The organism is Virgibacillus carmonensis (assembly GCF_057836705.1).
Genome location: NZ_JBYQFJ010000002.1, coordinates 189,580 through 212,241, shown reverse-complemented (window position 1 = coordinate 212,241; position 22,662 = coordinate 189,580). Strand labels below are relative to the sequence as shown.

Below are 22,662 nucleotides of genomic sequence, written 5' to 3'. Positions count from 1 at the left end.
AAGTGACGGGTTTCGTATGTAAGAATAAAGTCAAAATAAAAACACCTGCACTTAGACAGGTGTTGCGAGATTACTATTTAAGGTAAGTCTTGCCATCAGTTTGTTCGATTTTTCCTTCTTTCATTAACTTGCCTAGAGCGCGTTTGAAAGCTGATTTACTTATGTTAAATGTTCCTGAAATATCGTCTGGATCGCTTTTATCGCTGAATGGAATGACACCATTATTTTCCTCCAGCTGAAAAAGGACAGCATCTGCATCATCAATCATGCTGTGTTGTTTCAATGGACGCAGTGACATGTTTAGGCTAGCGTCTGCTTTCACTTCAATGACACGGGCTGCGACCCATTCGCCGAGTCGTGGTTCCGTCTTTCGTTCGGTGTGGTGAATAAATCCGCGATAGTTTTCTTCCGTGAGAATAACTGTACCTTCTCTACTTGTTCGATAAACACGTCCGTTTAATGTTTGATTTAATACTTCTACAGGTGCGTCTACACATTCAATTTCAAGGATTCCCTCTGACCCAGGAAGTGCAAGCAGGCGTCCTTTTCGATCGGTACCGAGTGTAACGTACAGCTTGTCTCCAACTACAGGCCAAACAGCCTCATACAAAGGTAAATCGTCTGTAGATACAAGCATTTCTTTTGTTGTCCCAATGTTAACGAAAACGCCAAGGTTTTTAACGACCTCAACAACCTCTGCCCAACCAAATACATCCCGCTCTATAGTTGGAAGCTTTGCTGTTGCAATTATCTGGCCCTTTTTGTCGGTATATAAAAAAACGTCAATTTCTTGATTTTCTTCTAATTCTTCTGAGGTTTCGTTGTGGTGTAACAGTACTTCTGACATGTCTTTATGCAATACATATCCGGTATCAATTTTTCGAAGTACATTCAAGCTTTGAATTGTCCCAATAGTTAAGTCGCTCATCATTTTACCTTCCTTCTGTTTTCTTGTCTTTTCTCTATTTTGCACAGGTCAGTAGAGTCCATACGCCACTGAAAAGATACGTGTGTTTGTATATGTATTGGAAAAGGGGCACCCTCATAGTAAGAGTACCCCTCCGATTCATAACGTAACATAAAAGTCTTGATTTATTTTCCATCCCTCTTTTACAGGGAGAATAATTTCCATTGAAAGTGCATTGCTTTCATTACCGCGGTAATTGTTCCACTAACTTAAGCAACGTAAACCCTACCTGCTTTTACGTCCTTGCGACCCCTTAGTCGCGCCAGTGTGAATAAGTGTTCTAAAAAATATATTGCGTAGAATGCCAAAATATCTTAACTTTAATATATTACAAAATCTAACTACTTTATTATACACTTTTACTAATAAATGTCAAGTTCATCATACTTGACTCTAGGTGTGTGTGTTAAAAACTCGACACTCGCCTAAGGTGCGCGTAGTATATTCGAAGCCATATATTTTGTACTATATTTAACTTTTTCAGTGGTCTCCTTATCATTTGGTGACTTTTTGAATATCCTCTATAAGTTGCAAAGATGACCTATGCTAATTTATCCTAAAGATGGAGGGGTTTCGATGAACGTTATCGGTGCAATTGATAATGAAACACGTTGTAAGCATTACCATAAGGAACAAGATCGAATAGCGATAAAATTTTATTGTTGTGGAAAGTATTATCCTTGTTACAAATGCCACGATGAATATGGTTGTGGAAGTTTGCAGGTATGGCCCAGCTACAGGTTTGATCAGTTTGCTGTGTTGTGTGGATCGTGTGGGACAGAACTTACCATTCAGGAATATTTGGATTGTGATTCAGTTTGCCCAATTTGCTATGCTGCATTTAATCCTGGATGTTCATTGCATTATCATTTATATTTTCAAAAATAAGCAGGGCACTTGAAATTTGTGTCCTTTCTATTATTTAATAGAGTCAGGTAGGATTTTTAAGGAGGGAAAGTTGTGGCTTTTGTAATATTGGACCCATGTGGCCCGGAAAAATCGGCAGAATGTGTCAGTGTATGTCCTGTGGATTGCATTGAAGAAGGCAAGGATCAATTTTACATAGACCCAGACATTTGTATTGATTGTGGTGCGTGTAAAGCAGTTTGCCCAGTCGATGCAATTGAGGAAGAATATGACTTAGCGCCTGATCAGGAAAAGTTTTTGGATAAAGCAGAGGCGTTTTTTGCAAATAAATAGGTAATCCCTAATTTCTAATATCTATAATTTATGATAGAATTATAATAGAAAGATAAAGTGAACAGTCATCTATTTGGTGGCTGTTTTTATTTTAACTTGCAGCATACATTCTACAAACTACAAATTTTGAGTGGCGTCAGTGCCGAGAATGAGGAGGAGAAAAAGATGACATCTGATGAGGAAGAGTTGGCGCGTACAGAAGGAAGTAAGCGTATTCAAAAGCTGGATTTCAGATTAGGAGCATTTGGAGCAGCAGTTCCATTAATATTTTTCGTTGTTTGGGCTATTACAACGAGTGTAATGAAGCTTTCATCTGAGATAGGTCTTGTAATGGGTGCGTTAATCGGAGTTACACTTGGACTGTTTTTTAGTAAAAGTAAATGGGGAGACTATGCACAAGGATTATTTGATGGGTTGGCACAACCTGTTGGAGTTGTAGCAATTGTTGCATGGTTTTATGCGGGAATGTTTGCCCAAATTTTACAGGTTGGAGGACTTGTAGAAGGACTCGTGTGGATTGGTGGTGTCACTGGTGTTACAGGTGGACTATTTGTGGCATTGACATTCTTACTTGCAGCAACCTTTTCAACTGCAGTTGGAACAGGCTATGGAACAACGGTAGCATTCTGTACATTAATGTATCCAGCAGGAGTGGCAGTGGGTGCGGATCCTGTTTTTATGTTCGCAGCAATCTTGGCTGGTGCTGTATTTGGAGATAACCTAGCACCAGTTTCCGATACAACAATTGTTTCGGCTACTACACAGGAAGCCGATGTGCCTGGAGTTGTGCGCAGTCGGTTTAAATATTCTATTATGGCGGCGATACCAAGTACCATTTTGTTTGCTATTTTCGGTGGTGGCGGAAGTATCCCGGGAGCCGAATCAGCTGACGCACTGATGAATGCGAACGAACCTGCTGGCCTGATTATGCTAGTTCCATTTGCAATTGTACTTATTTTAGCTTTAACCGGACAGCATTTGGTTACATCCTTAACGTGGGGGATTTTAGCGGCGATTCCAATTATCGTTTTTATGAATTTAGGAGCGTTTTCTGAAATTATCAGTTTCGACCCTGATTCTGAAACGGTAATTACAGGCGCCTTAGTTGAGGGTGTAATGGGCTATATGAATATGGCAATATTAATTTTGCTCATTGTTGCGTCTGCGCATTTATTGAAGCTAGGTGGAACGATGGAAGCCATTACTGGCGGTATGATTAAATGGATTAAAAACTCTGTTCGCCGCGCAGAGCTTGCTATCTGGAGTATTGTTGCGTTACTCAACAGTGCCATAACCATTAATACAGCGGCCGAAATTGCAGCTGCACCGTTTGTAAAAGAATTAGGCAGCAAATATAAGATTCATCGTTATCGCAGGGCAAACATGCTTGACGCGGTAACATCTGCACTGGGCTATATTTTCCCATGGGGGGCACCAGTATTATTAGGTTGGTCGACCATTAAATTAATGCAAGAAACATACGAATGGTTACCAGTTGTATCTCCAACCGAGGTATTTCCATATGTATTTCAAGGCTGGTTCCTAGTGGTCATTATGCTAATTGCAGCAATTACCGGATGGGGACTTCGTTTTGAAGGTAAAAATGGTGAAGAATTAAAAGAACGTCCAAACGACTAATTTGTTATATGAACCCATACAATGGCAGTAAGAATAGCCATTGTATGGGTTTTGATTTTTGTACTGATCTAAGCCTTTTGCTATTAAAACATAGCGATAAGCCAAGTTTTCTAATCGACAAATTTCGAATGATGCCTGGAACGACCCGAAAATGAATGGGGGCTAGGTACTGTGTGATACACTTATCTATATTTAGGTATTGGAGATGTCAGTATGGGTTTATTTTTTGAGGTTGTATTGCCAATTATAGCTGTATTTGGAGTAGGATTTCTATTGCAGCGGATACGAGTATTAGATGTGAAGTCGATTGCTACGGTATCTATTTATATCTTTTTACCAGCACTTGTATTTACGTCGCTATATGAAGCGGAGTATAATCAAGGGTTTACAATTATTATTGTATTTGCTTTCTTCTTGTTATTTATGATGATTGTAATTAATAAAGTTTTGGCCCGTATTTTTAAATGGAATCAATCGGTTGAAAGTGCAACCATATTGACGACAGCATTTATGAACGGTGGAAATTATGGTGTACCTGTAATTCTGTATAGCGTTGGAGACATGGCTCTTCCATACGCAATTTTCTTTATGGTTTTGCAATCGTTGGTGATGAACTTTTTTGGTGTGTATTATGCTTCAAGAAGCAAGAGTGGAATTCCGCGAGCATTGAAGACCATTTTCAAAATGCCTGCCACGTATGCAGCAGTATTTGCATTTATTTTTCAAAAAATTCCCTGGGAGATTCCGGATCCTGTTTATTCCACTTTGTCAATGGTGGGGAGTGCGGCTATTCCACTAATGATGGTGATGCTTGGGATGCAGTTAGCATCAATCACTTCGCTCAAATTTAACTGGCAGATTTTAACTTCTGCAATAGTGGTTCGAATGATAGTCTCACCAGTTCTAGCGGTATTGTTTATCACAGCGTTTGATGTGGATGCATTAATCGGTTCCGTTCTGTTAATTGTAGCTGCTATGCCAAGCGCTGCGACGACTACGATGTATGCGATTGAATTTGATACGGAACCTGATATCGTTTCAAGCATTACCTTGGTAACAACACTAGTTAGCGTTTTAACCGTGACCGTTTTATTGAATTTTATTGTATAAATTATTTAAAGAGGAAAACCAGTTGACGTCATATATCAAATCATATATTATTAGACTATTATGATAAAAGAAAACAAGCAACAAAAAGCATATCGGGTAATTAAGGCAAGAATTATTGAGAGGGTTTTTGTGCCGGGACAACGGATTGTGATTGACCAGTTGGCGAAGGAGTTAAAATCAAGTTCGATTCCGGTTCGGGAAGCCATTCGACAGCTTGAATCGGAGCGGTTGATATACTATAAGCAAAATGTTGGTCCCGTTGTTGCAGAGGTGAATGAAACAGCGTATTCGGATACATTACGTGTTTTAGCGGTGCTAGAAGGATATGCCACAGCAATGACAGGTGCGGACTTTCCAAAAGAAAAAAGGATACGGTTACGGGAAAAAAATAAATTGATGGAGGAGGCCCTAGAGGAGTTTGACATTTTACAGTATGGAAAATTGAATGCCGAGTTTCATCAAATTATATGTGAAGCGTGCAATAATCCATTTTTAGTGGAATCAATCAAGGATACATGGTCCAGATTGGATTCAATTCGCGGAATTGGGTCTACATTGTATTCAGTACGTGTAAAAAAGTCGATCGAAGAGCATGAAGAGCTAATTGATATGCTTGAAAATAAAGCGGCTTTTTCAGATATAGAAAACTTAGCACGAATGCATAAAATAAGAACAGCGGAGGATTTTGAGCGAAGGCGATTAAAACAATTAGAAATGAGTGATACATAAAAACTTTGTTTTGGATTTTTCATACCAAAACAGAGTTTTTTTGCATTCAAAAAGAAAGCGTTTCCATAATCTGATATTTTTTTATATGGACGTAACTTAAGTGGCTCAACGTTTTCCATGAAAACCGAATTTTACCAGCATTGACATCATATTTGAAATCATATACGATTTAATTGTTCAGAAAATTGGTAGTTATTTAATTTAGTAAAACGGGAGGACAAAAGCAATGGCGTATGAAGAAGCTAAGAAGCGGTTCAGGGGATCGATTTCTCCAGTCATTACACCGTTTAACGAGGATGAAAGTATTGATTTTGATAAATTCAAGGAGTTAATTAACTGGCATATTGAACAAGGTAGTCATGGGATTTCGGTTACTGGTACATCTGGCGAACCAAGCTCGATGTCTGTAGAAGAACGCGTAAAGGTAATGGAAGCGGCATGTAAAACAGTTAACGGTAGAGTTCCGTTTATTCCAGGAACTGGTTCAACCAATCATCAAGAAACAATGCGCATGACAAATGATGCTCAGGAAATGGGTGCAGATGGCGCGATGGTTATTGTTCCTTATTATAATAAACCTAACCAGCATGCCTTATATAAGCATTTTAAAACGGTAGCTGATTCTGTTGATATCCCAATTATTTTATACAATATCCCTGGCCGTACAGCGGTGAACTTAGAAGCTGACACGATTGCTCGGCTGGCTGAGGACTGCTCTAATATTATTGGTGTAAAAGAAGCAAATAAGGACTTTGAGCATGTAAATAAAGTGTTGTTAAAAGCTGGACGTGATTTCAATCTTTATTCAGGTATAGAGGTACTTTGTTACCCGATGCTTGCGATTGGTGGCGCTGGCCATATTAGTGCGACAGCGAACGTTGCACCAAAAGAAGTTGCTGACCTGTATAACAAATGGGAAGCAGGCGATGTGAAAGGTACACAAGACCTGCATTATTCGCTGATGTCACTGAATGATGTGTTATTTCGTGATACAAATCCTGCGCCAGTGAAGGTGGCACTCGGTATGATGGGCAAAATTAAACCCGTATTGCGCAAGCCACTTGATATACCATCAGAAGTTGTGCAAAATGAGATTCGAGAAACGTTAAAAATATATAAATTACTATAAAAGCAGGTGAACTTTTTGGAGCACAAAAAAGTAGATGATGTAAAACATTACATCAATGGTGAATTTGTAGAGGCTCATAATTCGGAATACTTCGATAACATGAACCCATTTACAAATGAAATCACGAACCGTGTAGCTAGTGGCGGGAAAGCAGATATTAAAACGGCTGTGAAAGCTGCGGATGATGCTTTTCAAATAGGACCATGGGGAAATATGAAACAAAAAGAACGTATGGCATACATTGATCGAATAGCTGATTTGATTGATGAAGAAGTGGAAGAGATTGCGATACTAGAGTCGCTTGACTCCGGGCTTCCGATTAGTCAGACACGCAAAATGATTGCCCGTGCAGCAGAGAATTTCCGTTTCTATTCTCGAATGGTGCAATCACGTATGCATGGTGACGCATATGCGGTGGATGATGAGTTTATCAATTATACAGTCTATAAGCCACTTGGAGCTGTCGGTTTAATTACACCCTGGAACGCTCCGTTTATGCTGACGACGTGGAAGGTAGCGCCTGCACTTGCAACGGGTAATACGGTTATTTTAAAGCCTGCAGAATTATCACCTCTATCAGCGAACAAGCTCGCCCAAATTATCGACAAAGCAGGATTGCCAAAAGGCGCATTTAACGTCGTTCACGGATATGGTGAAACAGCAGGAGATGCGCTTGTTAAAAGCTATAAAGTGAAAGCGATTTCATTTACAGGTGAAACGGTAACAGGGAAAACGATTATTAAAAACAGTGCAGATTCACTGAAGAAAACATCGATGGAGCTTGGGGGGAAATCACCACTTATCGTGTTCGAGGATGCCGATTTTGATCGTGCATTGGATGCAGCTGTGTGGGGGATCTTTTCATTCAATGGTGAGCGTTGTACCGCAAACTCACGGGTCTTTCTTCACAAAAATATGAAGGAACGCTTCGTAAAAGCATTAAAAGAGCGTATTCAAAACATAACAATTGGCAATCCAATGGACACAGGAACACAGCTTGGGCCACTTATTAATAAGGGACATTTTGATAAAGTAACCGGGTATATTGACCTTGCTAAAAAAGAAGGTTGTGAGGTCTTACAAGGAGCCGTTCCTGAGGGTGTGAAAGCAGGCAATTTTGTCCCACCAACCGTGTTACTGGAAGCCAAAAATAACATGCGCGTTTGTCAGGAAGAAGTTTTTGGACCGGTAATGGCTGTCATCGAATTTGAAACAGAAGAAGAAGTCGTTCAGATGGCAAATGATGTGGATTACGGTTTAGCTGGATATGTTTGGACAAACGACATCAAGCGTGGACATCGTGTCGCACAGGCAGTTGATTCTGGCATGCTTTGGATTAATGCACAAAATGTTCGTGACTTACGGATTCCATTTGGCGGCATGAAGGCGAGTGGAATGGGACGTGAAGGCGGTCATTTTGCGATTTTAGAATTCTATACGGAACCAAAAGCAATCCATGTTGCAATTGGAGAACATCATATACCGGAGTTTGGGAAGAAAGAATAGAAATTAAAGGAGGCAAAACTATGCCAGCAAAAACAGGTCGAGAATATATTGACCGATTGAAAAACGCGAAAAACAATGTTTATATTCACGGAGAGCGTGTTGAGGATGTAACGACACACGCTGCATTTAAAAATGTGATTAAATCAATGGCACACCTCTATGATTTACAATATGAAAAAAAGGATTCTATGCTTTACACATCACCAACCAGTGGAGATCAGGTAGGGATGACTTTCTTACAACCAACAACAATTGATGATTTAATCATGCGCCGTGATGCGATGCAGGAGTGGGCTCGTACGTCCGGTGGTATGATGGGACGTTCGCCAGATTACTTGAACGCGGAAGTTATGGCGATGGGTATGAATAACGGATTGTTCGCAGAGGCGGATCCACGTTTTGCAGAAAATGCTAGAAATTATTACGAGTATGCTAGAGAAAATGATATTAGCCTTACACATACATTAATACACCCACAGGTGAACCGTGCGAAGATGCAGTCTGAGCTGAAGGATGGCAATGTGGCATTGCAACTTGTTGAGGAACAGGAAGATGGCATTATTGTAAACGGTATTCGTTTACTTGCTACACAGGGTGGGATCACCGATGAAATCCTCGTATTTCCATCAACCGTTAAAAAGGCTGGGGAAGAAGATGATCCATACTCATTAGCATTTGCGATTCCAAATAATACGAAAGGATTAAAGTTTATCTGCCGTGAATCGTTTGATTATGGCAAAAACGAATGGGATCACCCACTAGGTTCACGCTTTGAAGAAAGTGATGCGATTGTCTCCTTTGAAAATGTATTTGTCCCTTGGTCGCGTGTTTTTGTTTGCGGTAACTCTTCTGTTTGTAACCGTACGTTTCGCGAAACAAATGCAGTAGTTCACATGACTCATCAGGTTGTTGCGAAAAATATCGTAAAGACCGAGTTCATTTTAGGTGTTGCGTTAAACATGATGGATGCCATCGGAATTGATCAATTCCAGCATGTTAAAGATAAAGGATCAGAAATTATCCTTGCACTAGAAACAATGAAGTCTCATTTATACCGTGCAGAACACAATGCGAAAATAGATGAATCTGGCACGATGACTCCAGACTTTGATGCATTAAATGCAGCTCGTAACTGGTATCCAAGGATTTATCCGAGATTAGTAGAAATCATCCGTATCTTGGGCGCATCAGGTTTGATGGGGATTCCAACACATGACGACTTTATGAACGAAGAAATTGGGCCAATTATTAAAAGTGGTTTACAAGGCAAAAATTTAGAAGGTGAAGAACGTGTACAATTATTCCGTCTAGCATGGGATGTAACCATGAGTGCGTTCGGTGCAAGGCAAGCGCACTATGAATACTATTTCTTTGGTGATCCAATTAAAATGGGGATGTCTTATTTTGATGAGTATGAAAAAGAATCCTATAAAAAATTCGTCTATGAATTTTTAGGGAAATCAGCTGGTGTTGAAGTATAAATGAAAAACTAGGGGGAATATCGATGGACTTTTCTATTATCCGTTGTGCACGAGCAATTTTACATGTGACAGATCTTGCGGTTTCACGGAAATTTTATGTGGATGCACTTGGGTTTATTGAAACAGAATCAGATTCAGACCACATCTATCTCCGTGGTCTAGAAGAACATACCCATCATAGCCTTGTTTTGAAAAAGTCTTCAGAACCAAATGTGGAGGTTTTAGGATACAAGGTTTCTTCTGACAATGATTTGAAAGCGTTATCAAAATTGTTTGAGGAAAAAGGATACGAGACCAAATGGATGGATAAAGGCGAACAACATGCAATTGGTCGGACACTAAGAGTGCAAGATTGTTCAGGGTTGCCTTTAGAATTTTTTGCAGAAATCGAACCTGCTGAACGTTTATTGCAACGCTATGATTTATATAAAGGAGCACGAATGCAGCGGATTGATCATTTTAACTGCAGTGTACCAGATGTTAAAAAAGCACAAACGTTTTATCAAGAAGATCTTGGCTTTGCTTGTTCAGAGTATACAGATACTGAGGATGGTGATGTTTGGGCAACCTGGCTCCATCGCAAACAAACTGTACATGATCAGGCGTTTATGAATGGAGTAGGTCCACGTTTGCATCATATCGGTTTTTGGTTACCGGATCCATTGGCGGTTATTAATACGTGTGATGTGCTCGCATCAATGGGCTACGGCGGAAGTATTGAGCGTGGACCTGGTCGACATGGTCTTTCAAATGCATTTTTCCTTTATTTACGTGACCCTGATGGCCATCGAATTGAACTATATAATGGTGATTATTTAACAAGTGATCCAGATTTTAAGCCGATTCGTTGGGACATCAATGATCCAATGCGTCAAACATTCTGGGGACACGAGGCACCGGACTGCTGGTTTAATGAAGCCTCTTCCGTATTAGATGTCATAACGGGAAAGAAAGTCGAACAAAAGCCAGCAAAGTTGAAACAACATAAACCTACTTTTGTCATTTAATAGACAGGGAGACAGCTAGTTTTGGAGAAGGGAGTTGGAACAGATGGATGATCGTACATTTCGAACCGCAATGGGAAAATTTGCGACTGGGGTTACTGTTATCACAACAAAGCTTGGTGATGAGGTTAAAGGGATGACAGCAAATGCATTCATGTCGGTTTCATTGGATCCAGCCTTAGTACTTATTTCCATTGGTGAACATGCACATTTGAATAGATATATTAGGGATTCTGGCAAGTTTGCGGTAAGTATATTAAATAGTGAACAATTAGATATGTCTACCTATTTTGCCGGTCAAGTTAAGGAAGATAGATCCATTGATTTTAACTGGTTTAATGGGATGCCTACAATCAAAGATTCACTTGCTAATTTGACATGTGATGTGCACAACTCCGTAATTGCAGGAGACCATACACTGTATATTGGCGAGGTGACAGATGTCTGCATTACAGATGGCGAGCCACTAGCATTTTATTCCGGAAAATACAACAACTTACAGGCATGTGAAAAAGTGAAGTAAAGCGGTTTAGATTCGATTTATTTATTGGGGGTAAGGAAGATGAAGCAACAGCTTGAAAAGTCGACGGCGAATTCTGATATGTTTCAAAAAATTGCTGGTCATGAACAGGTTGTCTTTTGTAATGACCCTGCATCAGGCTTACAGGCGATTATTGCCGTTCATAATACAACACTTGGTCCGGCGCTTGGCGGAACAAGAATGCGCCCATATGATTCAGTCGATGAGGCGCTCGAGGATGTCCTCCGTTTGTCTCGGGGAATGACCTACAAGTGTGCTGCTGCTGATTTAGATTTTGGCGGTGGAAAGGCAGTGATTATTGGTGATCCAAAAACAGATAAGTCACCCGCATTATTCCGTGCTTTTGGTCAATATGTCGATTCGTTGAATGGACGTTTTTATACCGGAACAGACATGGGAACAACAATGGACGATTTTGTTCATGCGATGAAAGAAACAAACTTCATTAATGGTATACCGGAAGCATTTGGTGGCAGCGGTGATTCATCCATACCAACTGCACAGGGAGTTATCTATGGGTTAAAAGCAACGAGTCAATTTCTAAGTGGAAGTGCTCAATTAGCTGATAAAACCTATGCAATACAAGGCTTAGGAAAAGTCGGCTTTAAGGTTGCGGAACATTTACTGCAGGCCGGTGCTTCAATTTATGTAACGGACATTAATCAGGAAGTTTTAGGATTATTGGAGGAAAAAGCTGCACAAATAGATGGAACGGTGAAAGTCGTTGATAATGCAGAAATTTACCGTGTTGGAGCGGACATATTTATTCCATGTGCGCTAGGTGGAATTATTAATGATCACACAATTGAACAACTTCAAGTAAAGGCAGTAGTCGGATCAGCAAATAACCAATTGCTTGATGCAAAGCATGGAAAAATACTGCACGATAAAGGAATTTTGTATGCGCCTGACTATATTGTGAATTCTGGTGGATTGATTCAGGTTGCCGATGAGCTTTATGGTCCAAATAAAAATCGTGTCTTGGCAAAAACAAAGGCAATTTATACATCGTTACTGGAAATATATAAAGAAGCGGAACTAGATTCGATTACAACAGAGGAAGCTGCAAATCGTAAATGTGAGAAGCGTTTGGAAGAACAACGTACACGCAGTCATTTCTTCGCGCGAGATCGCCGTCCTAAGTGGAATATTCGTGAATAGAATTGGAAATCGGGCAATAACCACAAAAAAACAAAACTTTATGATTAAAGGTGTGAAATAGATGGAAGCGAACTATCCGCTCTTTCAAATAATAGATAAAAACGGAGAAGTAACATCGGGTGACTATCAGGATATTTTAACAGAAGACCAAACGAAGTCCTATTACTACCACATGCTACGGATCAGAACGTATGACCATAAAGGAATTGCGCTCCAGCGGCAGGGTAGAATTGGTACATATGTCCCGTTTGAAGGGCAGGAAGGATCTCAGGTTGGAAGCGCGCTAGCCCTACAAGAAGACGATTGGCTTTTTCCAACTTATCGCGATCATGGAGCAACGTTAACATTTGGCGCAGATTTGCATCGATTGCTCCTTTACTGGAATGGCCGGATCGAAGGCTGTGTTCCTTCCCTTACAAAAAATATTTTTCCAGCATCAATTCCAATTGCAACGCATCTCCCGCATGCGACTGGTGTAGCAATGGCGGAAACTTATAAAGGTACTAAGAACGCTGCCATTGCTTACTTTGGTGATGGCGCAACATCTGAAGGTGATTTTCATGAAGGATTAAATATAGCGAGTGTATTTAAGGCACCGGTTGTTTTTTTTAATCAGAATAACGGTTTTGCTATTTCCCTTCCAATTAAAAAACAAATGAATTCTGAAACGATCGCACAAAAAGCGGCAGCATATGGAATCCCGGGTTTTCGAGTTGATGGGACAGATGTGTTTGCGGTGAATTTTGTTGTGAAAGAAGCATTGGAACGGGCGCGTAACGGAGAGGGGCCAACTTTGATCGAGGCTGTTACATGGCGATTTGGTGCCCATACAACTGCAGATGATCCATCTAAATATCGTGATCAAGCGGCAAGTGATGCCACGCGCGAGGAACGTGACCCTGTACTTCGCTTAGAAAAATTCATGAAGAAACAAAACATATGGGATGAGTCATGGGTTGAATCAATTAAAAAAGACATTCATGAGGAATTAAACAAAGCTGTTGTTGACATGGAGTCATATGAAAAGGCGAATGCAGATGTCATGTTCGATTATGTTTTTGAAAAGCCGACTTGGACAATTGAAGAACAAAAGAAAAGCTTCAACGCGCTAAAAGGAGGCAGGTCCTAATGGCAGCAACACAAAAAACCAATGCGTTAACGTTAATCCAAGCTGTTCATGACGGGTTAAAAGTTATGTTAACAGAAGACACAAACACTCTCATTTTAGGTGAAGACATCGGAAAAAACGGCGGTGTATTCCGCGCAACAGTTGACCTTCAGGAACAGTTCGGTGAAAAACGTGTAGTGGATACGCCATTAAGTGAAGCAGGCTTTATGGGCGCTGCTGTCGGAATGGCGCTAAATGGATTACGGCCAATCGTGGAAATTCAATTTCTAGGGTTTATTTATCCAGCTTTTGAGCAAATAGCAACACATGTGACAAGAACCCGTACCCGGACAATGGGGCATTACAGTCTACCAATGGTAATACGTGCGCCGTATGGTGCTGGAGTTCGTTCACCGGAAATTCATTCCGATAGTGTGGAGGCACTTTTTACACATTTACCAGGTATTAAAGTTGTTTGTCCGTCTAACGCTTATGATGCGAAAGGCCTGTTGGTTGCAGCAATTGAGGATCCTGATCCCGTGTTGTTTTTAGAACCGATGCGGCTATATCGCGGGGAACGAAATAATGTTCCAGCAGAAAAATATACAGTAGAACTTGGAAAAGGTACTCGTGTTCAAGAAGGAGAAGATGTATCTATCCTTGCATGGGGTGCAATGGTACCAGTTGCTTTGAAGGCAGCTGAAGAAGTGGAGAAGAAAAACATTTCATGTGATGTGATTGATCTCCGGACACTTTATCCACTTGATAAAGATATTATCGCCGAAACGGTACAGAAAACAGGTCGAGTGGTGATTGTACATGAAGCACATGCAACTGGTGGTGTGTCTGGAGAAATCATCTCTGTGATTAATGATACATCATTTTTATACTTACGGTCACCAATCGAGCGAGTGACAGGCTTTGATGTTCCAATTCCATTATTTGCGATAGAAAATGATTATTTGCCAACACCTGCACGCATTGTCGAATCTATTAAAAAGGTAGTTGAGTTTTAGGGAGGTGAAACAATGGTTGAAGTAAAATTTCATGATATTGGTGAGGGAATGAACGAAGGCGAGATCATTCATTTTTTCATAAAGATTGGGGACGAGGTTACGGTTGATCAACCACTTGTTGAATTGCAAACAGATAAAATGGTAGCAGAAATTCCTTCTCCTGCGGCAGGGAAGATTAGTAGAATCCACTTTGGTACAGGTGAGGTTGTAACAGTTGGAACCCCTATTATCGAAATTGATGATGGGAAAGAAAATAGTACTCAGCAAGGAAAATCTCCAGAACAAACAGTTGAGCCGATGGAAACAGGACAAAAATCTGCAAAAGAAGCAGTGATTAAAAAACACACGCGAATTTTAGCAGCGCCTTTCACACGAAAAATTGCGCGTGATCACGATATCGATATTGAACAAATCAACGGAACAGGCCCAGCAGACAGAGTGACTGACGAGGATGTTTACCGATTCATTAATGGTGATCAAACAGCTATGGAAGAGACGCAGCACAACCAACATTCTGAGCCTGAATCAGATACAATTCCGTACACCGGCATACGGAAGAAAATTGGTGACAATTTAACGAAAGCTATTACCACCATTCCCCACGTGACACATTTTGATGAAGCGGATCTGACTAATATTCTAGCATTTCGGAATGAGTTGAAACAAGAAGGTGAACACATTTCAGTTGTCGCGTTTTTCCTAAAGGCGATTACAATTGCACTGAAAGAACACCGAATTTTCAATGCACAACTTGATGAGCGAAACAATATGATTCGGTTAGCAAAAAGCTATCATATTGGGCTAGCAACGAACACAGAAAAAGGACTAGTCGTGCCAGTACTCAGAGATGTGGACAAAAAATCGATACGCCACATCAATACCGAAATGAAAGCATTGACGAAGAAAGCACAGGATGGAAAACTAACTCCCAATGACTTCAAGCATGGGACATTTACAATTAGTAATGTTGGTCCAATTGGTGGAACTGGTGCTACACCGATTATTAATGGATCACAAACCGCAATCATTGCATTTCACAAGACGAAAAAAATGCCGGTTGTCATGGACAATGATGAAATTGCCATACGCCAAATCATGACGATGTCACTATCCTTCGATCATCGTGTTGCAGATGGAGTGAAGTCTGTTGAATTTACCAACCGCTTCATCGAATTGATGGAAGAACCAAAAAAGCTGTTATTGGAGATGGTCTAAATGGTCGTTGGAGAGTTTGCAGAAAAGCGGGACGTGGTCATTATCGGCGGTGGTCCTGGTGGCTATAATGCGGCGATTCGCGCGGCACAACTAGGTAAATCAGTGACTTTGATTGAAAAAGCTTCACTTGGCGGTGTTTGTTTGAACCAAGGATGCGTGCCGTCTAAGGTTTTTACCCATGCAGCAAAGCAATTAGCCCAGATTCCAGCAATGAACAACATGGGAATTGTAACCGTGGAACCTACTGTTGATTTTGAAACACTAATTGCTTACAAAGATAAAACGGTGGAACGATTGCGGGGTGGCGTTGAATCATTATGCAAGGCGAACAAGATTGAACGCATCGAAGGGGAAGCCAATTTCACTGCAGAAAATAAAATCGGGGTTGCGAATGGTCACCAATTTGATGTATACGAGTTTGAGTATGCCATCATTGCGACAGGAAGCACGTCAATTATCCCGGATGGAATCAACAAGTTACATGAACGAATTTTGCTTCCAGAAACCGTTTATCAACTAACGGAACTTCCTGATTCACTCATTGTTTATGGTAGTGACTATATTTCCCTTGAAGTTGCGTTTAGTTTTAAAAAGCTTGGTAGTGAAGTAACAATCGTTCTTGATGAACGAGCTGATTTTCCATTTGATGGCTCTATTAATAAAGAGCTGAAGCGTATGTTGAAAAAGGAAAAAATCAAGGTGCATCGAGGATATAAGCTTAATGGTGTGGAGCCGACTGAAAAAGAAATTACTAGTAATCTTTTAAAAGAAGGGGAAACAAAGAAAATTACCGCCTCACATGTTTATGTGTCAACAGAAAAACAAGCAAATATTCAGGAATTAGGTGCAAAACGGATTGGTATAAAGCTATCTAGCAATGGGTTTATCCAAACCGACCATACCATGAAAACATCAGCCACAACTATTTTTGCTGTGGGTGATGCTACAGATGGTATGGCAAGTGCAGTCAAAGCGATTAAGCAAGGCAAGGTTGCTGCTGAGACAATAGGTGGTATGAAAAGTGAGGTGGATTTGACGTTTATACCAACAGTCGTTCACAGTACACCGCCAATCGCTACAGTAGGATTAACAGAAAAAGAAGCAATTGATCAGGGTTATTCGATTAAAACAAGTCAAACATCGTTAAGTGGAAATAGTTATGCAATGATTTCTGGTGAAAAATCTGGTATAGTATCTGTCATTAAAGATGTAGAGACGGATTTATTATTAGGTTTTCATATGATCGGTGCTGGAGCAGTTGAACTGGTTAGTACAGGTGTGACAGCACTGGAAATGGTGGCACGAGAAGAGGATTTACGTTTTCCATCTTACCCACATCCAAGTATGAACGAGGGAATTGTGGAGGTGATGGATGGATTAGCAGATATGGCAATCCATACACCACCTAACAAAAGCATAAGCGCCCGTTAAGCGACGTATGGATTGGACTGAGCCGTATGAGATAAAGGAAATCCAATAGTCGTTGGGCGATGAAGCTAGAGGTACAAAAGGAAAATAATAATGAATCAACAGCTACGGAAACTCTCTATATTAGGAAATAAACATTCGACAATTATACACACAAAGGAGAATTTCTTATGTACCGAATAAAAGCTGTTCAAAAGCCATCATTAATCGAAGCGTTGATGATGACCATCGCGGTTTTGGCTGTAATTAGTTTTGGAATCATTTATTTTGAAGCGGCACCACATATTCCACTTGTATTTGCGCTACTTCTTTTAGTCATTTATGGCCTGATGAAGCGTTTATCTTATCAAACAATTGAGGATGGAATTACAGAAGGGGCAAAAGCAGGAATGGGGGCAGTATTCCTTTTCTTCTTTATTGGTATTTTGATAGCTGCCTGGATGATAGGTGGAACGATTCCTTCGTTAATTTATGGAGGGTTTGAGCTGGTTACACCGAACTTTTTCTTGTGCATTGTGCTTGTTGTGACGTCAGTTGTTGGAATTTGTGTAGGAAGCTCTTTAACGACTGTTGCAACTGCTGGTCTTGCATTTATCGGAATCGCAACTGCGGCGGATGTTTCGTTAGCAGTAACAGCGGGTGCGATTGTATCTGGTGCGTTTTTTGGGGATAAAATGTCGCCATTATCTGATACAACCAATATGGCATCTTCTATTTTGAAGGTGGATTTGTTTGACCATATTCGCAATATGTCATGGACCACAATTCCTGCATTTGTGATCACCTTGTTTATTTTTGCTATCATTTCACCAGAAATTACGGATACAAGCTTTGCTAAAATGGAAACATTTCAACAAGGGTTACTCGATACAGGGCTCGTTACTTGGTATAACGGATTAATTCCAGTAGCGGTTTTAGTGATTTTTTCCATTATGAAAGTACCTGCTTTATTAACATTAGCAGGTGGGGCTGCGAGTGCAATTGTGATGGCATATATCAATGGATTCATTCCGTTGAAAAACTTGCTCGGCGTACTATTCGGTGGCTATGTTTCTGAAACCGGTATTGAAGAAATTGATGCGTTGTTAACGCGTGGAGGACTAAGCAACATGATGTTCACAATCGGTATTGTGTTACTTGCATTAAGTCTTGGTGGGTTATTGTTTAAGCTCGGGATTGTTCCTCGATTACTAGAGTCAATCGAAAGTATGCTGAAAAAAGTTGGATCAGTCATCGCAGCAGCTGCGTTTACAGCGATCGGTATTAACGTTCTTATTGGGGAGCAATATTTGTCGATTCTATTAACAGGTGAAGCATATCAATCTCGATTCGCCAAAGTAGGTCTTGCAAATAAAAATCTATCACGTGTCGCAGAGGATGCTGGAACAGTTGTCAATCCACTCGTTCCATGGAGTGTGTGTGGCGTGTTTATCACCACTACATTAGGTGTATCGACCTTAGCATATCTCCCATTTGCCTTCTTCTGTCTGTTATCACCGATTTTAACGATTTTATTTGGATTTTCGGGTAAAACGTTAACGTATATTGAAAAAAGTTCAACGGAAACTGAATCAGAAACTGTGTAAGGAGGAATTTTGTGAAGCAAGCAAAAGTGAAATTTGCAGGATCTGCACAATTTGATGAGATAGATCATGATTTTTCAGATAAGATTAAATGGAATGGCATGACTTATCACCATCGTGATGTTTCCTGGCAGTCTCCTGTATCAGGGACGATTTATGGAACACTATTAAACTTCCAGGGACAGATAGATTTAATGGGTGATGCTTTACATGAAAAACCTTATCATGCAGCGCCGCAAAAACCAATTATGTACATCAAACCAGCTAATACGGTAAACTGCCATAACAGTGCTGTCGCAATACCTAAGGGTGAAGACGATGTACAAGTCGGTGCAGCACTGGGGATTGTTTTTGGAAAAACTGCAACGAATGTGTCAGAAGAAAATGTGATGGAATACATTGCAGGCTATACGGTTGTTAATGACGTCAGTATTCCACATGAAAGTTTTTACCGACCAGATATTCGAAACAAAGTACGTGATGGGTTTTGTCCTGTTGGTCCATGGATTATCGACCGTGATGCGGTACAAAATCCAGACAATGTAAACGTTCGTGTATATGTGAACGGGGAACTTGTGCAGGAAAATAATACGAAAAATCTCGTGCGGTCTGTTGCACAATTAGTGTCAGAAGTAACCGACTTCATGACTTTATATAAAGGTGATATGCTTCTTGTCGGGGTGCCAGAACATGCTCCACTCGTTGAAAAAGGAGATTCCGTTCGAATTGAGATTTCAGATGTAGGATTTTTAGAAAACACATTTGTGGAAGAAGTAGATCTTGTTCCAGGAGGTGGCCATAGATGAAGCATGCACGTGTCGCCTGTTTTGGGGGAATCCATGATGCAGAAGTAATGGACGATAAGATAATGCTTGCAGACGGAAGAACTGTCACTGAGACTGACGTGGTTTGGCTGACACCAGTTGAAGCAAGAACAATTTTTGTACTTGGATTGAACTATGCAGACCATGCGAGTGAAATTAGTTTTAAGGCACCAGAGGAACCGCTTGTTTTTTTAAAAGGACCAAACGCTGTTGTTGGGCATAACGGACAAACAAGACGTCCCAAAGATGCCACCCACATGCACTATGAATGTGAACTTGCTGTCGTGATTGGAAAAACAGCACGTCATGTAAAAAAAGAAGACGCGTATACTTATGTAAAAGGTTATACGATTGCAAATGATTATGTTATTCGCGATTATCTTGAAAACTATTACCGCCCTAATTTACGGGCGAAAAATAGAGACGGATTGACACCGCTTGGCCCATGGTATGTTGACCGTGATGATATTGGAAATCCAATGAATCTTGGCCTTCGTACATATGTGAACGGGGAACTGAAGCAGGATGGATCGACGAAAGATATGGTGTTCGATATCCCACATTTAATTGAGTACCTTAGCAGTTTTATGACATTAAGTGAAAATGATATAATTTTAACTGGAACCCCAAAAGGTACTGTTCATGTATATGAAGGAGACGTAGTAGAAACCGAAATAGAAGGAATTGGATCATTGAAAAGCACCATTGTCGGTGACAAGGTTTTTTCGAGATGAAAAGCGGAGGCAACTGGTCAGCGGGCGTGAATAGACAAGGGGAGGTACAAAAATGCCACATGTTACAGTTGAATACACAGATAATATTGAACACAAAGCAAACATTGGTCAATTTTTGAAAAAAATTAATGAATCATTGATTTCGGAGGGAAACGCGTTTTCACCTGGAGCAATTCGTTCTCGTGCAATCAAGCTAACCGAATACTATGTAGCAGATGGAACTGGCGAGGACGATGCATTTGTTCATGTGACATTGAAAATTGCACCAGGTCGCACACCGGAAGTAAAAAAAGCTGCATGTGATCATTTATTCGAGATGATGCAGGAACACTTTAGCCATTTGTTTGAAAATTGCTATTTGGCGCTTTCACTGGAACTGTTTGAGTTTGGTGAGGGTGGAACCTATAAGCAAAACAATATCCATAAACGGTATAAATAAGAAATTTAGGCTGGTCTACAGAATTTTTGTAGACCTGTTTTTTTTAGTGAAAGATAGTAGTAATACATAATACGAAAAATCTAAGGAACAATATATATAGATTTTCATCAAAAAAATATTGGAGGGACTTATATGGTCGAACAGAACCTACATCAGAAATTACAACAAGCCAGTCAACAAATAAAGGAGGCTCAGCAGGCTGTTCTTCAGGCACAAGGCTCAGATTCTCAACTATTGCAACAAGCACACGAGCAGTTACAACAAGCGGAAGAGGAATTGCAAAGTGCTCGGACTCAAGCAGGCTCTGAAGCAACAGAGAATCCACAATTCCAGCAAGCTTCTGAACAGCTGCACGATACACGTCAACAGGTGCAGGAAGCGCAGCAAAATAACAATGATGTTTTATAATTAAGCCGGTTTAACTAGTAGGTTATAAAGGGATATAAAATGTATTCCTTTTCTACCGAAGCTATAAAACTGGCAATCTTTCCCGACAATAGAGGTATTCAGGAACTTACATTTTTTAATTGTAATTAGGCAAGCTAAATGAAAAGGAGGTTTTTTATATGGCAAAAGGCAAGACAAAGACAAAAAACAAAAGCAAGGAAGAGTTGAACGATATGAAGAATCAAAATAAATATAGAACGAATCGCCCACCAGGAAATTAAGAAACACCGAATGTAAAAAAGAAAAAGTTCTACCATACTTAAATCCGTATCCGATACGGATTTAAGTATTCAATTTCTTTAGTGTCAGCCTCTCCATACTACACTTGAAAAATTGCTTCAATCTGAAATCCTTCCAGCACTTTTAGCTATTCTCTTATCTTTTTATACTTCAATTTTTGCCTATATCTATAGTCGAGCTTCTTTTATATCATTTGTGTTTAATTTTTATCATGTTTTTACTAATAAAGCATAAGCCGATGGAATTGTAAAAATTCATTTAGAAGTGGATAATAATTACATAAATCAAAAAGGGGTGAACGCAACTATGGACCTATTTTTAAAGGACAAATCAATTATCGTTACAGCTGCAAGTAAAGGACTCGGCCGAGCTATTGCAACGGAATTCGCACGTGAAGGAGCGCATGTCCTTCTAGCAAGTCGAAGCGAAGAATCATTACAACAAACGGTTACCTCCATTAAACAGGAAACATTAAATGAGCATGTTGATTATATTGTGTGTGACATGAAGGATCCTTATGCAATCAAGACTATGGTGGAAAAAGCTGTGAAATGGAATGGAACAATTGATGTATTGATTAATAATGCGGGGGGACCGCCTGCAGGGAATTTTTTAGATATGGGCGATGATGATTGGTACCATGCATTTGAGCTGAACTTATTAAGCTTTATCCGTACGACACGTGAAGTGATTCCTTTCATGAAGAAACAAAAGCACGGACATATCGTCAACGTTGCTTCATCATCCATTAAACAGAGCTTGGATAATTTGGTTTTATCAAATACGATGCGCCCAGGAATTGTCGGGTTAGCCAAAAGCTTATCACAAGAATTGGGCGAGGATAACATCTTAATCAATACGGTTGGTCCAGGAACAATTGAAACAGACCGGATCAGTGAGTTGAATCAGCGAAAAGCAGCTAATTTAGACATTCCGGTTAATGAGGTCCAGGCAAATGCAGAACAACAAGTACCGATGAATCGTTATGGCCAGCCTGATGAATTCGCAAGAGCAATTGTATTTTTAGCTTCTGGCGCAAACACGTATATTACAGGTCAATCGATACTTGTGGATGGTGGTTTGGTAAAGGCATTATAAAAAAGTCTGTCTCATTGTTTGTCAAATGCAACTTTTCTGTGTATGGTGAACAATAAGTACTTTT

22 protein-coding genes are annotated in these 22,662 nt (G+C 40.2%); 21 read left to right on the top strand and 1 reads right to left on the bottom strand.

What is annotated here, in order from left to right; translation table 11 throughout:
- Positions 1-73: 73 nt before the first annotated feature.
- On the bottom strand, positions 74-928 hold the full coding sequence (locus AC3G7N_RS02315; protein WP_489420522.1) for a CvfB family protein: 855 nt from the start codon (positions 926-928) through the stop codon (positions 74-76).
- 615 nt (positions 929-1,543) lie between these two features.
- Here AC3G7N_RS02315 and AC3G7N_RS02310 point away from each other — a divergent pair.
- The 21 genes from AC3G7N_RS02310 to AC3G7N_RS02210 all read left to right on the top strand — a co-directional run bounded on the left by AC3G7N_RS02310 (position 1,544) and on the right by AC3G7N_RS02210 (position 22,598).
- Positions 1,544-1,855 carry a CHY zinc finger protein gene (locus AC3G7N_RS02310; protein ID WP_489420521.1) on the top strand — a complete coding sequence of 104 codons (312 nt, stop codon included), beginning with the start codon at positions 1,544-1,546 and terminating at the stop codon, positions 1,853-1,855.
- Positions 1,856-1,927: 72 nt separating this feature from the next.
- Positions 1,928-2,167, top strand: a complete 240-nt coding sequence (locus tag AC3G7N_RS02305; RefSeq protein WP_489420520.1) for a ferredoxin family protein — start codon at positions 1,928-1,930, stop codon at positions 2,165-2,167.
- A 165-nt stretch (positions 2,168-2,332) separates the two neighbouring features.
- On the top strand, positions 2,333-3,805 hold the full coding sequence (locus AC3G7N_RS02300; protein ID WP_489420519.1) for a Na+/H+ antiporter NhaC family protein: 1,473 nt from the start codon (positions 2,333-2,335) through the stop codon (positions 3,803-3,805).
- 213 nt (positions 3,806-4,018) lie between these two features.
- Complete coding sequence (locus AC3G7N_RS02295; protein ID WP_489420518.1) at positions 4,019-4,915, top strand: AEC family transporter; 897 nt, start codon at positions 4,019-4,021, stop codon at positions 4,913-4,915.
- Positions 4,916-4,975: 60 nt separating this feature from the next.
- Positions 4,976-5,644, top strand: coding sequence for a GntR family transcriptional regulator (locus AC3G7N_RS02290; RefSeq protein ID WP_489420517.1), 669 nt, complete (start codon positions 4,976-4,978; stop codon positions 5,642-5,644).
- Between the two features lie 226 nt (positions 5,645-5,870).
- On the top strand, positions 5,871-6,773 hold the full coding sequence (gene hpaI, locus AC3G7N_RS02285) for a 2,4-dihydroxyhept-2-ene-1,7-dioic acid aldolase (protein ID WP_489420516.1): 903 nt from the start codon (positions 5,871-5,873) through the stop codon (positions 6,771-6,773).
- Between the two features lie 6 nt (positions 6,774-6,779).
- Complete coding sequence (hpaE, locus tag AC3G7N_RS02280) at positions 6,780-8,279, top strand: 5-carboxymethyl-2-hydroxymuconate semialdehyde dehydrogenase (RefSeq protein ID WP_489420515.1); 1,500 nt, start codon at positions 6,780-6,782, stop codon at positions 8,277-8,279.
- Between the two features lie 20 nt (positions 8,280-8,299).
- Positions 8,300-9,760, top strand: a complete 1,461-nt coding sequence (hpaB, locus tag AC3G7N_RS02275; protein WP_489420514.1) for a 4-hydroxyphenylacetate 3-monooxygenase, oxygenase component — start codon at positions 8,300-8,302, stop codon at positions 9,758-9,760.
- Between the two features lie 23 nt (positions 9,761-9,783).
- Positions 9,784-10,767, top strand: coding sequence for a 3,4-dihydroxyphenylacetate 2,3-dioxygenase (gene hpaD, locus AC3G7N_RS02270; RefSeq protein WP_489420513.1), 984 nt, complete (start codon positions 9,784-9,786; stop codon positions 10,765-10,767).
- Between the two features lie 43 nt (positions 10,768-10,810).
- Entirely contained in the window at positions 10,811-11,287 is a 477-nt protein-coding gene (locus tag AC3G7N_RS02265) for a flavin reductase family protein (RefSeq protein WP_489420512.1), read from the top strand.
- Between the two features lie 39 nt (positions 11,288-11,326).
- Positions 11,327-12,466 carry a Leu/Phe/Val dehydrogenase gene (locus tag AC3G7N_RS02260; protein WP_489420511.1) on the top strand — a complete coding sequence of 380 codons (1,140 nt, stop codon included), beginning with the start codon at positions 11,327-11,329 and terminating at the stop codon, positions 12,464-12,466.
- Between the two features lie 61 nt (positions 12,467-12,527).
- Positions 12,528-13,595, top strand: a complete 1,068-nt coding sequence (gene pdhA, locus AC3G7N_RS02255; RefSeq protein WP_489420510.1) for a pyruvate dehydrogenase (acetyl-transferring) E1 component subunit alpha — start codon at positions 12,528-12,530, stop codon at positions 13,593-13,595.
- The gene (locus AC3G7N_RS02250) at positions 13,595-14,590 is read left to right on the top strand and encodes an alpha-ketoacid dehydrogenase subunit beta (protein WP_489420509.1); all 996 of its coding nucleotides are present in this window, start codon (positions 13,595-13,597) and stop codon (positions 14,588-14,590) included. Before pdhA ends, AC3G7N_RS02250 begins: the two co-directional genes overlap by 1 nt.
- Positions 14,591-14,602: 12 nt before the next feature.
- Positions 14,603-15,805, top strand: a complete 1,203-nt coding sequence (locus AC3G7N_RS02245; protein WP_489420508.1) for a dihydrolipoamide acetyltransferase family protein — start codon at positions 14,603-14,605, stop codon at positions 15,803-15,805.
- A complete protein-coding gene (locus AC3G7N_RS02240) occupies positions 15,806-17,236 on the top strand; it encodes a dihydrolipoyl dehydrogenase family protein (protein WP_489420507.1) in 1,431 nt (476 codons plus the stop codon). It abuts the gene before it with no gap.
- 167 nt (positions 17,237-17,403) lie between these two features.
- Positions 17,404-18,819 carry a Na+/H+ antiporter NhaC gene (gene nhaC / locus AC3G7N_RS02235; RefSeq protein WP_489420506.1) on the top strand — a complete coding sequence of 472 codons (1,416 nt, stop codon included), beginning with the start codon at positions 17,404-17,406 and terminating at the stop codon, positions 18,817-18,819.
- Positions 18,820-18,830: 11 nt separating this feature from the next.
- On the top strand, positions 18,831-19,622 hold the full coding sequence (locus AC3G7N_RS02230; protein WP_489420505.1) for a fumarylacetoacetate hydrolase family protein: 792 nt from the start codon (positions 18,831-18,833) through the stop codon (positions 19,620-19,622).
- Positions 19,619-20,374 (top strand): fumarylacetoacetate hydrolase family protein, encoded by a 756-nt coding sequence (locus AC3G7N_RS02225; RefSeq protein WP_489420504.1) that lies wholly within the window; start codon positions 19,619-19,621, stop codon positions 20,372-20,374. The genes AC3G7N_RS02230 and AC3G7N_RS02225 overlap by 4 nt, the downstream gene beginning before the upstream one ends.
- A gap of 52 nt (positions 20,375-20,426) precedes the next feature.
- Positions 20,427-20,813, top strand: a complete 387-nt coding sequence (locus AC3G7N_RS02220) for a 5-carboxymethyl-2-hydroxymuconate Delta-isomerase (protein WP_489420503.1) — start codon at positions 20,427-20,429, stop codon at positions 20,811-20,813.
- A 132-nt stretch (positions 20,814-20,945) separates the two neighbouring features.
- Positions 20,946-21,221, top strand: coding sequence for a hypothetical protein (locus AC3G7N_RS02215; RefSeq protein ID WP_489420502.1), 276 nt, complete (start codon positions 20,946-20,948; stop codon positions 21,219-21,221).
- Positions 21,222-21,806: 585 nt separating this feature from the next.
- Positions 21,807-22,598 carry an SDR family oxidoreductase gene (locus tag AC3G7N_RS02210; protein WP_489420592.1) on the top strand — a complete coding sequence of 264 codons (792 nt, stop codon included), beginning with the start codon at positions 21,807-21,809 and terminating at the stop codon, positions 22,596-22,598.
- The last annotated feature ends 64 nt before the right edge of the window (positions 22,599-22,662 follow it).

What these genes read in the sequence shown, in the direction of transcription:
- AC3G7N_RS02315 (WP_489420522.1), bottom strand. Translation starts at nt 928, where the DNA reads ATGAGCGACTTAACTATTGGGACAATTCAAAGCTTGAATGTACTTCGA.
- AC3G7N_RS02310 (WP_489420521.1), top strand. Translation starts at nt 1,544, where the DNA reads ATGAACGTTATCGGTGCAATTGATAATGAAACACGTTGTAAGCATTAC.
- AC3G7N_RS02300 (WP_489420519.1), top strand. Translation starts at nt 2,333, where the DNA reads ATGACATCTGATGAGGAAGAGTTGGCGCGTACAGAAGGAAGTAAGCGT.
- AC3G7N_RS02295 (WP_489420518.1), top strand. Translation starts at nt 4,019, where the DNA reads ATGGGTTTATTTTTTGAGGTTGTATTGCCAATTATAGCTGTATTTGGA.
- AC3G7N_RS02290 (WP_489420517.1), top strand. Translation starts at nt 4,976, where the DNA reads ATGATAAAAGAAAACAAGCAACAAAAAGCATATCGGGTAATTAAGGCA.
- hpaI (WP_489420516.1), top strand. Translation starts at nt 5,871, where the DNA reads ATGGCGTATGAAGAAGCTAAGAAGCGGTTCAGGGGATCGATTTCTCCA.
- hpaB (WP_489420514.1), top strand. Translation starts at nt 8,300, where the DNA reads ATGCCAGCAAAAACAGGTCGAGAATATATTGACCGATTGAAAAACGCG.
- hpaD (WP_489420513.1), top strand. Translation starts at nt 9,784, where the DNA reads ATGGACTTTTCTATTATCCGTTGTGCACGAGCAATTTTACATGTGACA.
- AC3G7N_RS02265 (WP_489420512.1), top strand. Translation starts at nt 10,811, where the DNA reads ATGGATGATCGTACATTTCGAACCGCAATGGGAAAATTTGCGACTGGG.
- AC3G7N_RS02260 (WP_489420511.1), top strand. Translation starts at nt 11,327, where the DNA reads ATGAAGCAACAGCTTGAAAAGTCGACGGCGAATTCTGATATGTTTCAA.
- pdhA (WP_489420510.1), top strand. Translation starts at nt 12,528, where the DNA reads ATGGAAGCGAACTATCCGCTCTTTCAAATAATAGATAAAAACGGAGAA.
- AC3G7N_RS02250 (WP_489420509.1), top strand. Translation starts at nt 13,595, where the DNA reads ATGGCAGCAACACAAAAAACCAATGCGTTAACGTTAATCCAAGCTGTT.
- AC3G7N_RS02245 (WP_489420508.1), top strand. Translation starts at nt 14,603, where the DNA reads ATGGTTGAAGTAAAATTTCATGATATTGGTGAGGGAATGAACGAAGGC.
- AC3G7N_RS02240 (WP_489420507.1), top strand. Translation starts at nt 15,806, where the DNA reads ATGGTCGTTGGAGAGTTTGCAGAAAAGCGGGACGTGGTCATTATCGGC.
- nhaC (WP_489420506.1), top strand. Translation starts at nt 17,404, where the DNA reads ATGTACCGAATAAAAGCTGTTCAAAAGCCATCATTAATCGAAGCGTTG.
- AC3G7N_RS02225 (WP_489420504.1), top strand. Translation starts at nt 19,619, where the DNA reads ATGAAGCATGCACGTGTCGCCTGTTTTGGGGGAATCCATGATGCAGAA.
- AC3G7N_RS02220 (WP_489420503.1), top strand. Translation starts at nt 20,427, where the DNA reads ATGCCACATGTTACAGTTGAATACACAGATAATATTGAACACAAAGCA.
- AC3G7N_RS02215 (WP_489420502.1), top strand. Translation starts at nt 20,946, where the DNA reads ATGGTCGAACAGAACCTACATCAGAAATTACAACAAGCCAGTCAACAA.
- AC3G7N_RS02210 (WP_489420592.1), top strand. Translation starts at nt 21,807, where the DNA reads ATGGACCTATTTTTAAAGGACAAATCAATTATCGTTACAGCTGCAAGT.